Origin of the sequence: Aquabacterium sp. A7-Y, assembly GCF_026153205.1 — a bacterium.
GTDB lineage: Bacteria > Pseudomonadota > Gammaproteobacteria > Burkholderiales > Burkholderiaceae_C > Caldimonas.
This window is the reverse complement of the sequence record NZ_JAPFBW010000018.1, coordinates 32,335-47,184: the sequence shown is the minus strand read 5'-3', so window position 1 is coordinate 47,184 and position 14,850 is coordinate 32,335. Positions and strand designations below refer to the sequence as shown.

Below are 14,850 nucleotides of genomic sequence, written 5' to 3'. Positions count from 1 at the left end.
CCTCCTGCACCGTTTTCCGCGCTGTGGAGAGAAGGACTATGGCAACCATACAAGTCGACGTCGTTTCCGCGGAGGAGTCCATCTTCTCCGGCCAGGCGAAGTTCGTCGCGCTGCCCGGTGAAGCCGGCGAGCTGGGCATCCTGCCGCAGCACACGCCGCTGATCACGCGCATCCGCCCCGGTGCCGTGCGCATCGAGCGCGCCGACAACGGCGAGGAAGAGTTCGTGTTCGTGGCCGGTGGCATCCTCGAGGTGCAGCCGAATGCCGTGACCGTGCTGGCCGACACCGCCATCCGCGGCAAGGACCTGGACGAAGCCAAGGCGACCGAGGCCAAGCGGCTGGCCGAAGAAGCGATGAAAAACGCGAAGAGCGACATCGACTTCGCGAAGGCCCAGAGCGAGTTCGCCGCGATGGCCGCGCAGATCGCTGCGCTGCGCAAATTTCGCGGCAAGTAAAAAGCTTGCTCGCTAGGCCGGCGGTCGACCCACCGGCGGCTGAAGAGATCCGACGCCCGCAGGCCCCGCGCCTCGCGGGCGTTGTTGTTTTCAAGATTGAGAACACACTTCGTGACGGCAGCCAGTCCCGGGCGCCGACAAGATTGGAAGCGGTTCCATATGCGAGACAGAACCGCGAGACTCATCTTGGAGGAGCGATCGATGGCGTGGAGTACCCGGGGCCTTTCGAGGCCGGTGTCGGCGGCGGGCCTGGCCTTGTCCGTCCTCGTGCTGGCAGGCTGCGGCGGCGGCAAGGAGCAGGCCGGCAGTGAAACCGCCATGGCGGCGGCCCCCTGGGTGCCCTTGTACGCGCCCGACACGCCGCTGACCGAGTCCATCCAGTACCGCGAGCCCGACGGCACGCTGGTCACGCTGATGGGGGCCCGGCCGACCGAGCGGCATGCCCGGGAACGCGGTGAGCCCTGGGACGCGCCGGACACTGGCCCGGGTCGTTACCTGACCTTCCCAAGTTTCTACTTCCAGAACCGCACCTTCGGCCTCGAGATCCGCGACGAGGTACCGGCCGGCCGCCAGCGCATCGAGATCCGCCTGCGTGTCAACGACGGCAGCTTCGACGGCACCACCTTCAGCTTGTTCCGCAACATCAACAACCCCGAGGTGCGGGACTTCGGCTGGTCGCTGAACTACGGTTTCAACAACCCGAAGGAAGGCAACCGCCCGATCTGCCACGCCGGCCAGCCCGGCGAGGACTGCCGGATGGAGGTCAAGTCCAACTGGCGTACCGACCCGCACAGCCCGCTCAAGATCGGCGACAAGATCGAGCTGGCCCCCGCGCCCCGGCTGCAACGCAACCCGGACGGCAGCGCGACGATCGACGGCGGCGGCTCGCGCTACTACTCCTTCGAGCAGCTCTATGTGGTGGGTGTCGGCCTGCGGCCGTGGTACGGCATCGCGCCCAACCTCGATTCCGAGCCGGTGCCCGACATGGCGCTGCTGGGTGGCGAGGCGAGCGTCTCCTACAACTACTCCGAAGAGCCGATGCGGATGTTCCAGCAGATGGCCAACAACATCGGCATCGGCAACACCCGGCGTTTCGTTGAGGGGCGCCGCCTGTTCCACACCTCCTTCGCCGACGGCCGGCACTCCGAGCATCCGGAGACCAACCCGGTCTTCACCGCGCACATCGGGCAGCTGGGGCCGCGCTACAACCAGGCGAGCTGCATCGCCTGCCACACCGCCAACGGCCGGAGCCAGGCGCCGGTGGTCGGCCAGCGCCTCGACACGATGTCCATCCTGACGGCCGCGGCAGGCGCCGGCGGCGCAGCGCAGCCGGACGCCACTTACGGCTGGAACGTGCAGCAGCGGGCCGTCTCGGCCGGTGCGGCGGACTACGGGGTCAGCGTGCAGTCGTCTACGAGCACGGTGCGCACCCTGCCTGACGGCGAAAAGGTCGAGCTGCAAAAGCCGGTCTACGCTTTCAAGGGACCGGTCCCGGCGATGTTTTCGGTGCGCCAGGCGCCGCAGGTGATCGGCCTGGGTCTGCTGGAAGCCCTGAGCGAAGAGAGCGTCCTGGCGCTGGCCGATCCGCAGGACGTCGACGGCGACGGGGTGCGCGGGGTGCCGAACTTCGTGACCGACCCGGAAACCGGCCAGACCCGGCTGGGCCGCTTTGGCTGGAAGGCGTCGAAAGCGAGCCTGCGCCAGCAGGCCGCCGACGCCCTGGTGAAGGACATGGGGGTCGTTTCGCCGGTGTTTCCGTCGCGCGGCTGCCAGCGGGGCGCGCCTGACTGCCGCAGCCGCCCGGACGGCGCCGGCGTGTCGGAGACCGAGCTGCAGCGGCTCGCGCAGTACCTGCAGCTGATCGGCGTGCCGGCACAACGCAGCCTGCGCAGCGGCTATCCGGCCGGCATCCGGGTGTCGCCCGAGCATGACGTGAACCCCGAGCGCATCGCGCGTGGCAGCCAGCTGTTCGCGCAGGCGCAGTGCACCGCCTGCCACACGCCACAGCTGAAAACCGGCAAGACCCATCCGTTTGCCGAGCTGCGCGACCAGACCATCCGGCCCTACACCAACCTGCTGCTGCACGACATGGGCCCGGGCCTGGCCGACACGCTGGCCGAAGGCCAGGCCGGCCCCCGCCTGTGGCGCACGGCGCCCTTGTGGGGCCTGGGTTCGCTGCGATTCGTGCAGGGGGGCGCCGACAAGGTGCGCTACCTGCACGACGGCCGCGCTCGCACGCTGACCGAGGCCATCGTGTGGCACGGCGGCGAAGCCGACGCGAGTCGTCGGCGCTTCGAGGCCTACCCGAAGGAAGACCGGGAGGCGCTGCTGTCCTTCCTCGAGTCGCTCTGAGCGGCCGCCTAGGGCCTGTTCACACTCCCTCCGGGTTGCGACCCAAAGGGCCGTGCGCGTCGTTGCAAAGCCTCGCCGGGTGACCCACCCGGCTGCGTTTTGTGCCTAGCTCACGGCCCTTTGGGTCGCAACGCACAGCCATCCGTAGTGTGAACAGGCCCTAGAGCAGGTGGGGCCGGTTCGGCAACTCGTCGGGGTTGGCCTCGCCGGCGGCCGCCGGGAAGTGCCGCTCCAGCAGCGCGCTCACCGCATCGACGGCCATGCCGAGCGCCTCGGCGGCATGGCCCTGCTTCAGCATGTCGGACATGCCATGCACGATGCGGTCCCACTCGGCCTGCGGCACCTGCCGTGCGACGCCGCGGTCGGCCACCACCTCGATGCGGTGCTCGACCAGCAGCAGATAGATCAGCACACCGTTGTTCTGCTCGGTGTCCCACACCTGCAGCTTGCCGAACATCGCGAGCGCCCGCTCGCGGGCCGTGGCGCCACGCCAGAGATAACTCCAGGGCAGGGCGCCCTCGATGCACAGGCGGATCTCGCCCGTATGGCGCGATTCGCTGGCCTGCACGCGGGCCTCCAGCGACTCCAGCGCCACCGGGCCGACCACACGCCGCGTGTCGGCGGCGTCCCACCAGCGGTGTTTGAAGATGCGCATCAGCTTGTTCATGGCCGGCTCCCTCACCAGCTGCCGGACGAGCCGCCGCCGCCGAAGCTGCCGCCGCCGCCCGAGGAGAATCCGCCCCCGCCGCCCGAGCCGAAACCGCCCCCTCCGCCCAAGCCGCCGCCCCAGATGATGGGCGTGTGATGGCGCCTGCCACGTCCGTGTCCCGGCGAGATGCCACCACCGACACCCATCACGAGCATCAGCACCAGGGCCGCCAGCGCCGCGATGCCGGCCACGACCAGGCTGGCGGTGAACCACCAGCTCAGCCCGCCCACCGCCAGACCGGTGCCGAGCGAGCCCAGCTTGCGGCCGAAGATGCCGCTCAGCACGGCGCCGATGATGGGCGCGCCGGCGAACAGGAAGATGGCCAGGTCGAACCACTGCGTGCCGGGCTGGCCGCCGCTGCCGGCCGGGGCGCGCGAGGGCGCCGGCAGGTTCTCTCCGGCGATCAGGGCCGCCAGCCGGTCGACGCCGGCATTCAGCCCGCCGGCGAAGTCGCCCGCCTTGAAGGCGGGCGTGATGACCTGGTCGATCACCCGGCGCGCCGCCAGGTCGGGGATCGCACCTTCCAGCGCACGGGCAACCTCGATGCGCACCCGCCGGTCGTTTTTGGCGACCACCAGCAGCACGCCGTCGCCCACCTCACGGCGGCCGATCTTCCACTGGTCCGCGACGCGGAAGGCATAGGCGGCAATGTCCTCCGGCGCCGTGGTGCGTACCATCAGGATGGCCAGCTGGCTGCCGTGCTCGGTCTCCAGGCGGGCCAGCTTGGCTTCCAGCGCCGCCCGCTGGTCGGAGCTCAGCGTGCCGGTCTGGTCGGTCACGCGGGCGTTCAGCGGCGGCACCGGCACCAGGCCTTGCGCGAGGAGGCTGGAACTCAGGCCGGACAGCAGCACCAGCGCCAGCCAGCCGGCCAGCCAGCGGCGCCATGGCCAGCCGGCCGCGGCAGGTCGCAGCGTGTGCATCGCCGCCCTCACTTCGACGCGCCGAAGTCCACCGTCGGCGGCGTCGAGATCTGCGCCTCGTTGGCGACGCTGAAGTTGGGCTTGGGCGGGTAGCCGAACATCTTGGCCGTCAGGTTGGTCGGGAAGCTGCGCGCCAGCACGTTGTACTGCTGCACCGCGCCGATGTACTTGTTGCGGGCGACGGTGATGCGGTTCTCGGTGCCTTCCAGCTGCACCCGCAGGTCCTGGAACCCCTGGTTGGCTTTGAGGTTGGGGTAGTTCTCGCTGACCACCAGCAGCCGCGACAGCGCACCCGAGAGCTCACCCTGGGCCTGCTGGAAGCGGTTGAAGGCCTCCGGGTCGTTGAGCGTCTCGGGCGTCACCTGCACCGAGGTGGCCTTGGCGCGCGCCTCCACCACCCGGGTGAGCGTCTCCTGCTCGAAGTTGGCCTCGCCCTTGACGGTGTTGACGAGGTTGGGCACCAGGTCGGCACGGCGCTGGTACTGGTTCAGCACCTCCGACCAAGCGGCCTTGACCTCCTCGTCCAGGCGCTGGAACTCGTTGTAGCCGCAGCCTCCGAGGCTGCCGAGCAGGCCCAGGGCCAGCAGCCAGGTCATCAGCAAACGTTTCATGTGTCAGCTCCTTGTCGTGTTGTTGGTCGGCGTGGGCCGGTTCCCGGCCCGTGTCCCTTCCTTGGGGGCAGTGTGCCGGACTTCAAGCGCCCGCAGGCGTCGGCGTTTGCGGCATGTCAGCAAACTGCGCTCCCTGCGGGCCGGGCGAGCATCCGACCCCGCCGCGGGCAAGCCTGTGGGAAAGGCGGCCGCAGACCGCTCCCTACAATGTCGGGATGTTTGCGCCCCTACAGAACGACACCTTCCTGCGCGCGCTGATGCGCCAGCCGACCGACCACACCCCCGTCTGGCTGATGCGCCAGGCCGGGCGCTACCTGCCCGAATACAACGCGACGCGCTCGCGGGCCGGCAGCTTCATGGGGCTGGCCACCCATCCCGACTACGCCACCGAGGTGACCCTGCAGCCCTTGGAGCGCTACCCGCTGGATGCGGCCATCCTCTTCAGCGACATCCTCACCGTGCCCGACGCGATGGGCCTGGGCCTGAGTTTCGCCGCCGGCGAGGGGCCGCGCTTCGCGACGCCGGTGCGCGACGAGGCCGCCGTGGCGCGGCTGGCGGTGCCCGACCTGGAGCGGCTGCGGTATGTGTTCGACGCCGTCGCCAGCATCCGCCGCGCACTCAACGGTCGGGTACCGCTGATCGGCTTCTCGGGCAGCCCCTGGACCCTGGCCTGCTACATGGTCGAAGGCGCCGGCTCCGACGACTACCGGCTGGTCAAGACCATGCTCTACCAGCGCCCCGACCTGATGCACCGCATCCTCGCGGTCAACGCCGACGCGGTCGCCGCCTATTTGAATGCCCAGATCGACGCCGGGGCCCAGGCGGTGATGGTGTTCGACTCCTGGGGCGGTGTGCTCGCCGACGGCGCCTTCCAGGACTTCAGCCTCGCCTACACCGCCCGGGTGCTGCGCCAGCTCAAGCGCGAGCACGGGGGCCAGCGTATCCCCCGTATCGTCTTCACCAAGGGCGGCGGCCTGTGGCTGGACGAGATCGCCGCGGTCGACACCGACGCGGTCGGCGTGGACTGGACCGTCAACCTGGGCCGGGCGCGCCAGCGGGTCGGCCACCGGGTGGCGCTGCAAGGCAACCTCGATCCCAACGTGCTGTTCGCCTCGCCCGAGCAGATCCGGGCCGAGGCCGTGCGTGTGCTCGACAGCTTCGGCAAGCCACGCAACCCGGACGGCAGCTGGGCCGGACACGTCTTCAACCTGGGCCACGGCATCAGCCAGTACACCCCCCCGGACAGCGTCAGCGTGCTGGTCGAGGCGGTGCATGAGCACTCGCGGCGACTGCGTCAGGTTTGAGCAGAGGGCCCGCTCGCGCCGTGCGCTTTTCGCACCGGGAAACCCCGACAGCAGTACCGGTGGCCTTGACTTATCCCCAAAACAAGAGGCCCCTGTCACGCAAGCGCGGATTTGCTGCTTTGCCGCATGGGGCCTGCGAACGGCTTGCTAAGTCCTTGATTTTTAAAGCATCGGGCGGATGCTGCGTTAGCGCTCAATCTAAGCTCGGCCGCGCAAAACATACAGTTAGCGCGCGTTTTCGCAGGTTGCCCACAAAGTTTTCCACAGGTTCGGTGGATAGATGCAAAAGCCGTTTGTAATCAAGCTCTTACGATTCGCACTGAAAGAGCTGGCAGAAGTGCCAGGGCTAAATGGGTGAGTTGCAGGGGGCGTCCAGCGCCGGCACGAAGGCCGAAGCCAGCGGCCGAAGCGACGAGGGCGCAGCCCTCGTGGTGGCCGTTGTGGTCGATGCGCCGCAATACAGTGCACTGCGCGGCCCGCTGAGCTACACCGCCTCCCAAGAACTGCTGCCCGGAACCCTGGTCCAGGTGCCCTTGGGGCGCCGCACCGTCTGCGGCATCGTGTGGCCCGCCGAGGCGCCGGCCGAGACCGACGACATGGAGCTCAAGCCGGTCGGCGAGGCGCTCACCAGCCTCAGCCCCTTGCCGGCTGCCTGGCGCCAGCTGATCCAGTTCGCCGCTTCCTATTACCAGCGGGGTGTCGGCGAGGTCGCCTTGTCGGTGTTGCCGCCGGAGCTGCGCAAGTTGACCGAGCGACAGCTGGCCCAGCGCCTGAAAAAGCTCCAGAAGCTGGCGCCGGCCGGCGGGCCTGCTGCGGTGCTGCCCGAGCTGACCGCCGAGCAGCGCCAGGCACTGGCTCGCATCGACCCGGCCGAGCCGCGCGTGGCCTTGCTGCACGGCAGCACCGGCAGCGGCAAGACCGAGGTCTACCTGCGCGCCGTGGCGCAGGCGCTGACAGCCGGCCGCCAGGCGCTGGTGCTGGTGCCCGAGATCAACCTGACACCCCAGCTGGAGGCGCGTTTCGCCGCGCGCTTCCCGGACCGCGTGATCGTCTCCCTGCACAGCGGCCTGACCCCGGCACAGCGCCTGAAACACTGGCTGGCCGCCCATCTGGGCCAGGCCGATATCGTGCTGGGCACCCGCATGGCGGTGTTTGCCTCGCTGCCGCGGCCCGGGCTGATCGTGGTCGACGAGGAGCACGACCCGTCCTACAAGAGCCAGGAGGGCGCCCGCTATTCGGCGCGCGACCTGGCGATCTATCGCGGCAAGCTCGAGGGCGCCAACGTGCTGCTCGGCTCGGCCACGCCCTCGCTGGAAAGCTGGCACCAGGCCGAGCGCGGGCGCTACCTGCGGCTGGACATGCCGACCCGGGTGGGCGGCGGGCTGCTGCCGCAGGTGCGTTTCGTCGACATGAACCACGTGCCGCGCGATGCCGCCTACAACGCGGCGCTCTCGCCGGCCCTGGTGGCGGCGTTGCAGCAGCGCCTGGGACGCGGCGAGCAGAGCCTGGTGCTGCTCAACCGGCGCGGCTATTCGCCAGTGCTGCAGTGCCTGGAGTGCGGCTGGAAAAGCGGCTGCCCGCATTGCAGCGCCTGGCGGGTTTTCCACCGCGTCGACCGCAGCTTGCGCTGCCACCACTGCGGTTATGCCGAGCGCGTGCCGCGTGCCTGCCCGGAGTGTGGCAATCCGGACATCCAGCCGGTCGGGCGAGGCACCGAGCGGCTCGAAGAGCAGCTGGCCCAGGCGCTGCCGGAGGCACGCGTTGCGCGCATCGACGCCGACACGACCCGCCTGAAGGGCACGCTGGAAGCCCAGCTGGCGAGCGTCCACGCCGGCGAGGTCGATGTGCTGGTCGGTACCCAGATGGTGGCCAAGGGGCACGACTTCCGCCGCGTCACGCTGGTGGCCGCGGTCAACCCCGACGCCGCGCTGTTCAGCAGCGACTTTCGCGCCGGCGAACGCCTGTTCGCGCTGCTGATGCAGGCGGCTGGCCGCGCCGGGCGCGACGCCGAGCAGGCGGCGCGCAGCGAGATGCTGATCCAGACCTGGCACCCCACCCATCCGCTCTACGCAGCGCTGCGGGCCCACGACTACCCGGCTTTTGCCGCCAGCACCCTGGCCGAGCGCGAGATGGCCGGCATGCCGCCGCACGCCCACCAGGCCCTGCTGCGCGCCGAAGGGCGCAGCCAGGAGGTCGCGCAGGGCTGGCTGACGGCGGCTGGCGGACTCGCCGAGGGGCTGGGCGCGGCCGAGGCCGGCGTGACGCTCTACCCGCCGGTGCCCATGAGCATCGCCCGGGTGGCCAACGTGGAGCGCGCCCAGATGCTGGTGGAGGCGGCCTCGCGGCCGGCGCTGCAGCGCCTGCTGGCGGCCTGGCTGCCCGAGCTGCATGGACTGCGGGCCGAGCACAAGGGCCTGGTGCGTTGGGCCATTGATGTCGATCCGCTGGCGATCTGAGCGGCGACGCCCTTCGCCGCGGCAGCACGGCGGGCTGGCGCCGGGCGCAGCGCGGCGCTATCGTTGCGCCGCATCGACCACCGACAACTCGCATCGACGAGGAGGGACTGCATGTCGTCATTCAATGTCAGCGGCTCGGGGCCGCACAGCCTGACCCGCATCGGCGAGGCCTGGCGCAACACCCAGGCGCTGCTGACCCTGCTGGGCAGCTTCATCGGCATGGCCGTGCTGGTGGGCCTGGGCAGCCAGCTCGGCCCAATGGTGTTCGTGGCCGGCCTGCTGGGTTTCCTGCTGGTGCTGCTGGGCGTGACCGCGGCCGGGCGCCAGTTCATGGATCAGGCGCGCAGGCTGCCCGTCACGCCCACCGTGGACGCCTTCACCGCCAGCCCTGGCGTGCTGCTGCGCATGCTGGGCCTGGCGCTGGTGTTCCTGGCTGCCTTCCTGGCCTGGGGGGTGGTCGCGTCGGTGCTGCTGTTCCTCTGCAAGATCCCGCTGCTGGGCGGCGCCTTGCTGATCGTCGTGCTGCCGCTGCTGGTGTTCAGCGCCGCCTTGCTGTTTCTCGGCGTCTACGTGGCCTGGGGGCTGGCCGCGCCGGCCCTGTTCGAGGGCCACACGCTCAAGCAGGCGCTGTCGCGCCTGTGGGCCATCGCGACCCAGCGCCCGCTGGAGGCCTTCCTGCACCTGATGCTGCTGTTTGTCGTGGTCGGTTTTGTCGCCGGCCTGGTGATGGCTTTCGTGGGCAGCGGTTTCGCCGTCACCGGCAGCCTGATGGCCAATGTGCTGGGCAGCGGCCCGGGCGGCGTTTTCAGCGGTTTCGGCGCCGGTGCCTGGCTGGGCGGCCTGCTCGATGCCGGCGCCCTGATCGGCGTGGCCATCGTCTGGGCTGTCGTGCTGGCGGTCTTCAATGCCTTGCTGCTGTACGGACTGTGCCTGACCTATCTGAAACTGAGCGTCGGGCTGGACACGGCGGTGGCCGAGGCGGCGCTCGATTCGGCCCTCGCCCGCACGCGGGAGAAAGCCCAGCAGGCCGCCGAGGAGGCGCGCCGCCGCGCCCAGGAGCTCCAGGAGGCGGCGCGGCAGCGCAGCGCCCGGGCCGGCGGCGCGGCCATGCCGGCCCAGCCCTCGGCCGGGGTGGACCCGGCGCCGCCGGTCGCCGCAGGCAGCGACGTCGATCCCGCGGCCCCGGTGGTGGCGCCCGCTGCTTCGCGGCCTGACGACGAGGCCGTCGGCCGGCCGGTCTTCGACGATGCCCAGATGTCGGGGAGCGTCGCGCCCCCGGCACCGCTTCCGCCCGAGACGCCGTCGGTGGCCGCCGCGGCCACGCCCGCCATGGCGCCGCCGGTGCAGCCGCCGAGCGACGATGCCATGACCCTCATCGCCCCGGTCGTGCCGGTGCCGACGCCAGCGCCGTCGCACGACTTCGAGGACACCGTGCCGCCCGGGCTGAAGCCGGCGCCGCAGCCGGAGGCGGACCCGCCCGCCCCGGCGCCTGCCGTGGTGCTGCACTGCCCCTCGTGCCGGTCGCCGGTGTCGCCGGATGACGTCTTCTGCGGGGGCTGCGGCCGCAAGCTGAAATAGAGGATGGTGAAGTGACGAGGCCGGGTCCCGCGGGTTGCGGGACGGCCGGCCGCAGCGGCCGGGCGCTGCCGGGTGGGCGGCGCGCCGCTGCAGTGGCCCGGCGCAGCGTGGTCGCTGCGCCGGGGCCTCGGCTTCTGCCTGCAGTCTTTATTGCGTCAGCTGAGCCGCCCGAGCCGGCGCACCGTTTTCTCGTCGACGCCGGCCTCGCGGGCCAGCTGGGCCACCGGCCGCTGGCCGGCCTGGCGGGCCAGCCAGTCCATCAGTCCCGGCGTCAGGCGACGGCGGGTCGCCAGGCCTTCCACGGCTGGCGTGCAGGTGCCGCCGCAGCCGCCGCAGCGCCAGCGCGTGAGGTCCAGGCGCAGCCAGGTCGGCCGGCCGTCGCGCGGCACGTCGCGCAGCATGCGGGTCACTTGGCCGTGGCGCATCATGCGGGCGCTGCTGCCGCAGCGGCTGCAGCAGGGCGCGTTCGGCCGGCTGCGGCCCAGCAGGCGCGACAGTGCCTCCGCGGCCTCGCCCAGCCCGGTGCCGGCCGGCTGGGGGCGTTCGTGCGGCTCATAACATGCGAGGTGGTAGTGCTCGTCCATCGCCGCCTCCTCACGCTGCCACGGCCTGGCGGCCGAAGCTTGCAGGCAGGGCCTGCGGCTGGCGCGCATGCCAGCGGTTGATGCCGCTGAGCAGGGCCTGGATGGAGGCGCTCACGATGCTGCTGTGCACGCCCGCGCCGAACAGGCTGCCGGCGGCGCCGGGCAGGCCGATCTCGACGAAGGCCACCGCGAGGGCATCGGAGCCCGACTGCAGCCCACGTTCTTCATAGCTGTCCAGCCGCAGCGGCACGCCCAGCGCCTGGACCGCTGCGTCCAGCGGGCCGTTGCCGCGGCCGCTCAGGTGCACCGTGCGGCCGCCCGACTCGACCGTCAGGTTCAGCTGCACCAGGCCGTCCCGCTCGTGGCTGTCGTGCGAGACATAACGCAGCGGCTCCGACGGGGTGAGGTAGTCATCGACGAACAGCTGCCAGAGCGCCGGGGCCGTCAGCTCGCCGCCGCTGCTGTCCGCGACACGCTGCACCGCGGCGCTGAACTCGACCTGCAGGCGGCGCGGCATCACCAGGCCATAGGCGGCTTCCAGCAGGTAGGCGATGCCGCCCTTGCCCGACTGGCTGTTGACCCGGACGATGGAGTCGTAGGTGCGGCCCAGGTCGGCGGGATCGATCGGCAGGTAGGGCACATCCCAGACGGTGTCCGGGCGGCGCGCCGCGAAGCCTTTCTTGATCGCGTCCTGGTGGGAGCCCGAGAAGGCGGTGAACACCAGGTCGCCGACATAGGGGTGGCGCGGGTGGATGGGCAGCTGGGTGCAGTCCTCCACGGTGCGGGCCACCTCGTTGATGTGCGAGAAGTCCAGCCCCGGGTGGATGCCCTGGCTGTAGAGGTTGAGGGCCAGGGTCACCAGGTCGACGTTGCCGGTGCGCTCGCCGTTGCCGAACAGGCAGCCCTCGACCCGGTCGGCCCCGGCCATCACGGCGAGTTCGGCCGCCGCCACCGCGGTGCCGCGGTCGTTGTGCGGGTGCACGCTGAGCAGCAACGCGTCACGACGCTGGAGGTGGCGGTGCATCCACTCGATCTGGTCGGCATACACGTTGGGCGTGCTCATCTCGACCGTGGCCGGCAGGTTGACGATGGCCTTGTGCTCGGGGGTCGGCCGCCACACGTCCATCACCGCATTGACCACCTCGCAGGCGAATTCGAGTTCGGTGCCGCTGAACACCTCGGGGCTGTACTGGAAGGTCCACGCCGTGCCGGGCTGCTCGGCCGCCAGTTCGCGGATCAGGCGGGCGCTGCCGGTGGCGAGTTCGCGCACCTGCTCGCGCGACATGCCGAAGACGATGCGCCGGAAGGCCGGGGCGGTGGCGTTGTAGAGGTGCACGATGGCGCGCGGCGCGCCGCGCAGGGACTCGAAGGTGCGGCGGATCAGGTCTTCGCGGGCCTGCGTGAGCACTTCGATCGTGACGTCGTCGGGGATCAGGTCCTCCTCGATCAGCTTGCGCACGAAGTCGAAGTCGGTCTGGGAGGCGGAGGGGAAGGCGACCTCGATCTGCTTGAAGCCGATGCGGCAGAGCATCTGGAACATGCGCAGCTTGGCGCTGGCGTCCATGGGCTCGAAGAGGGCCTGGTTGCCGTCACGCAGATCGGTGCTCATCCAGATCGGCGGGGCCGTCAGGGTGCGGCTCGGCCAGCGACGATCGGCGAGCGGGACGGGCGGGAAGGGGCGGTACTTGGAGCTGGGGTCGTTCAACATGATCGCGGTGTCCGGTGAGATGGCGGGGCAGGGCGTGTGGCCGTGACGGGGCCGCCCGACGACCACAGTTTCGTGGCCGGGCAGCCGTGGCTTAGTCGCAGGGTGCCAATCGTGGGAATCGCGGTGGTGGTGATCGTCTGAATCATCTCGGGCTCCGGGCTCAGGAAAATCGGGGGGCAGAAACGACAACGGCCAGCTGGGAGGCTGGCCGTTCTGCAGGGGACTCGGGGGTTTTTGTCAGGTGTGCGCTTGGCGCAATCTCATGTTCAAGGACCCGAGGCGACTCAGACCGGCCACCAGTGCGGTGGCTAGCGTAATGAGTAGCAGGGTCTTCGAAATGGTCATGGCCGCAGTGTTCTCGAGTCTCAGGGTCATTGTCAATGCCTCCACATGAAAGTCCGGGCGCGGCGGCCGGGCATTGAGGGCGAAAAAAGGCCGGGGAGAACCGGTTCCCCGGCCCTTGCCCCCGAGGCTGCCGTGGCCCCGGGCAGGATCAGGCGGGCGCGCTCAGCCAGCGGGCCGCATCGACTGCCAGCACGGCCCAGCCGGCGGCGAAGGCCGCCAGGCCGGTCCGCAGGCGCCAGGTGGCGAAGCTGCTCTTGTTCATGAATTCGCTCCCTGTTGAAGAGGCGCTCCACCGCCATGACCGGTGGAGCGCGGCCGGCATCAGGCGGCGCCCGGCACGTCGAGCCCCAGCCTGCGCGCGATCGCGTCCCCGTAGCGAGGGTCGGCCTTGGCGAAGTGCACCAGCTGACGTTCGACGATGGAGACCGGCACGCCGCGCATCGCGTTGGCGATGTTGGTGGTCAGGCGGTCCTGCTCGTCGGCCTTGAGCACCCTGAACAGGTTGCCGGCCTGCGTGTAGGGGTCGCCGTCCACCGTGTGGTCGTAGCGGTCCGCGTCGCCGCTGATCTTCAGCGGTGGCTCCTGGTAGGCCGGGGCCTGCTTGGGCGCCGAGGCGAAGCGGTTGGGCTCGTAGTTGGGCGCCGCGCCGAAGTTGCCGTCGAACCGCATCGAGCCGTCACGCTGGTAGGTGTGGTACGGGCACTGCGGGCGGTTGACCGGCAGCTGCTGGTAGTTGGTGCCGACGCGATACAGGTGGGCATCGTGGTAGGCGAAGATACGGCCCTGCAGCATCTTGTCCGGCGAGAAGCCGATGCCCGGCACCACGCTGGCCGGCGAGAAGGCCGCCTGCTCGACCTCGGCGAAGTAGTTCTGCGGGTTGCGGTTGAGTTCCAGCACCCCCACCTCGATCAGCGGGTAGTCCTTGTAGGGCCACACCTTGGTGAGGTCGAAGGGGTTCCAGCCGGTCTTTGCCGACCAGGTCTCGGCCTCCAGCTCCGGCATCACCTGCACGCACAGGCGCCACTTCGGGTAGTCCTTGTTCTCGATCGCGTTGAACAGGTCGCGCTGGGCGTAGTCCGGGTCCTCCCCGGCCAGTCGCACCGCGTCGGCCACGCTCAGGTTCCTGATGCCCTGCATCGAGCGGAAGTGGAACTTGACCCAGAAGCGCTCGCCGTCGGCGTTGACCAGACTGAAGGTGTGGCTGCCGAAGCCGTGCATGAAGCGGTAGCCGTCGGGCGTGCCGCGGTCGCTGAACAGCGTCGTGATCTGGTGCAGCGCCTCGGGGCTCTGGCTCCAGAAGTCCCACATCATCGTGGGCGACTTCAGGTTGGTTTGCGGGTCGCGCTTCTGCGTGTGGATGAAGTCGGGGAACTTGCTCGGGTCCTTGATGAAAAACACCGGCGTGTTGTTGCCCGCCAGATCCCAGTTGCCTTCCTCGGTGTAGAACTTGACCGCAAAGCCGCGCGGGTCGCGCTCGGTGTCGGCCGAGCCCTTCTCGCCGCCCACGGTCGAGAAACGCAGCAGCACCGAGGTCTGCTTGCCGACACGCTCGAACAGCTTGGCGCGGGTATAGCGGGTGATGTCCTGGGTCACCGTGAAGGTGCCGTAGGCGGCCGAGCCCTTGGCGTGCACGACACGCTCGGGCACACGCTCGCGGTTGAAGTGCTGCAGCTTCTCGATCAGGTGGAAGTCCTGCAGCAGCACCGGGCCGCGCGGGCCGGCGGTGAGCGAGTTCTGGTTGTCGGCGACCGGGATGCCGGAGGCGGTGGTCAGGGTGGTGCGGCTGGTCATGCGAGGCTCCTTCGGGGTCGTCAGATGGCTTCGGCCA

11 protein-coding genes are annotated in these 14,850 nt (G+C 70.1%); 5 read left to right on the top strand and 6 right to left on the bottom strand.

Translation table 11 applies throughout. The annotated features are described in order from the left end of the window. The first annotated feature begins 38 nt into the window (after positions 1 to 38). The gene (locus OOT46_RS17000) at positions 39 to 455 is read left to right on the top strand and encodes a F0F1 ATP synthase subunit epsilon (RefSeq protein ID WP_265404816.1); all 417 of its coding nucleotides are present in this window, start codon (positions 39 to 41) and stop codon (positions 453 to 455) included. Between the two features lie 201 nt (positions 456 to 656). Further along, positions 657 to 2,807, top strand: coding sequence for a di-heme oxidoredictase family protein (locus tag OOT46_RS16995; protein ID WP_265404815.1), 2,151 nt, complete (start codon positions 657 to 659; stop codon positions 2,805 to 2,807). 160 nt (positions 2,808 to 2,967) lie between these two features. Here the strand turns inward: OOT46_RS16995 and OOT46_RS16990 are convergent, their stop codons facing one another. Genes OOT46_RS16990 through OOT46_RS16980 form a run of 3 tightly spaced genes read right to left on the bottom strand, consistent with a single transcriptional unit; the run spans position 2,968 to position 5,047 of the window. Next, a complete protein-coding gene (locus OOT46_RS16990) occupies positions 2,968 to 3,474 on the bottom strand; it encodes a TPM domain-containing protein (RefSeq protein WP_265404814.1) in 507 nt (168 codons plus the stop codon). Positions 3,475 to 3,485: 11 nt separating this feature from the next. Further along, on the bottom strand, positions 3,486 to 4,436 hold the full coding sequence (locus OOT46_RS16985) for a TPM domain-containing protein (RefSeq protein ID WP_265404813.1): 951 nt from the start codon (positions 4,434 to 4,436) through the stop codon (positions 3,486 to 3,488). Positions 4,437 to 4,444: 8 nt separating this feature from the next. Further along, entirely contained in the window at positions 4,445 to 5,047 is a 603-nt protein-coding gene (locus tag OOT46_RS16980; protein ID WP_265404812.1) for a LemA family protein, read from the bottom strand. A gap of 215 nt (positions 5,048 to 5,262) precedes the next feature. Here OOT46_RS16980 and hemE point away from each other — a divergent pair, with 215 nt between their 5' ends. The 3 genes from hemE (at position 5,263) to OOT46_RS16965 (ending at position 10,385) form a co-directional block, all read left to right on the top strand. Next, positions 5,263 to 6,351: a uroporphyrinogen decarboxylase gene (gene hemE / locus OOT46_RS16975; protein WP_265404811.1), complete on the top strand. Its 1,089-nt coding sequence runs from the start codon at positions 5,263 to 5,265 to the stop codon at positions 6,349 to 6,351. A gap of 350 nt (positions 6,352 to 6,701) precedes the next feature. Continuing rightward, positions 6,702 to 8,807 carry a primosomal protein N' gene (locus OOT46_RS16970; protein WP_265404810.1) on the top strand — a complete coding sequence of 702 codons (2,106 nt, stop codon included), beginning with the start codon at positions 6,702 to 6,704 and terminating at the stop codon, positions 8,805 to 8,807. 111 nt (positions 8,808 to 8,918) lie between these two features. Continuing rightward, the gene (locus tag OOT46_RS16965) at positions 8,919 to 10,385 is read left to right on the top strand and encodes a hypothetical protein (RefSeq protein ID WP_265404809.1); all 1,467 of its coding nucleotides are present in this window, start codon (positions 8,919 to 8,921) and stop codon (positions 10,383 to 10,385) included. 155 nt (positions 10,386 to 10,540) lie between these two features. Here the strand turns inward: OOT46_RS16965 and OOT46_RS16960 are convergent, their stop codons facing one another. The 3 genes from OOT46_RS16960 to OOT46_RS16950 all read right to left on the bottom strand — a co-directional run bounded on the left by OOT46_RS16960 (position 10,541) and on the right by OOT46_RS16950 (position 14,813). Continuing rightward, positions 10,541 to 10,969, bottom strand: a complete 429-nt coding sequence (locus OOT46_RS16960) for a transposase family protein (protein WP_265404808.1) — start codon at positions 10,967 to 10,969, stop codon at positions 10,541 to 10,543. Between the two features lie 10 nt (positions 10,970 to 10,979). Further along, positions 10,980 to 12,677 carry a 2-isopropylmalate synthase gene (leuA, locus tag OOT46_RS16955; RefSeq protein ID WP_265404807.1) on the bottom strand — a complete coding sequence of 566 codons (1,698 nt, stop codon included), beginning with the start codon at positions 12,675 to 12,677 and terminating at the stop codon, positions 10,980 to 10,982. 666 nt (positions 12,678 to 13,343) lie between these two features. Then, positions 13,344 to 14,813 carry a catalase gene (locus OOT46_RS16950; RefSeq protein WP_265404806.1) on the bottom strand — a complete coding sequence of 490 codons (1,470 nt, stop codon included), beginning with the start codon at positions 14,811 to 14,813 and terminating at the stop codon, positions 13,344 to 13,346. Between the last annotated feature and the right edge of the window lie 37 nt (positions 14,814 to 14,850).

Coding starts and splice junctions, on each gene's coding strand:
- OOT46_RS16985 (WP_265404813.1), bottom strand. CDS start 4,436: ATGCACACGCTGCGACCTGCCGCGGCCGGCTGGCCATGGCGCCGCTGG.
- OOT46_RS17000 (WP_265404816.1), top strand. CDS start 39: ATGGCAACCATACAAGTCGACGTCGTTTCCGCGGAGGAGTCCATCTTC.
- OOT46_RS16960 (WP_265404808.1), bottom strand. CDS start 10,969: ATGGACGAGCACTACCACCTCGCATGTTATGAGCCGCACGAACGCCCC.
- OOT46_RS16950 (WP_265404806.1), bottom strand. CDS start 14,813: ATGACCAGCCGCACCACCCTGACCACCGCCTCCGGCATCCCGGTCGCC.
- OOT46_RS16995 (WP_265404815.1), top strand. CDS start 657: ATGGCGTGGAGTACCCGGGGCCTTTCGAGGCCGGTGTCGGCGGCGGGC.
- OOT46_RS16965 (WP_265404809.1), top strand. CDS start 8,919: ATGTCGTCATTCAATGTCAGCGGCTCGGGGCCGCACAGCCTGACCCGC.
- OOT46_RS16970 (WP_265404810.1), top strand. CDS start 6,702: ATGGGTGAGTTGCAGGGGGCGTCCAGCGCCGGCACGAAGGCCGAAGCC.
- OOT46_RS16980 (WP_265404812.1), bottom strand. CDS start 5,047: ATGAAACGTTTGCTGATGACCTGGCTGCTGGCCCTGGGCCTGCTCGGC.
- leuA (WP_265404807.1), bottom strand. CDS start 12,677: ATGTTGAACGACCCCAGCTCCAAGTACCGCCCCTTCCCGCCCGTCCCG.
- OOT46_RS16990 (WP_265404814.1), bottom strand. CDS start 3,474: ATGAACAAGCTGATGCGCATCTTCAAACACCGCTGGTGGGACGCCGCC.
- hemE (WP_265404811.1), top strand. CDS start 5,263: ATGTTTGCGCCCCTACAGAACGACACCTTCCTGCGCGCGCTGATGCGC.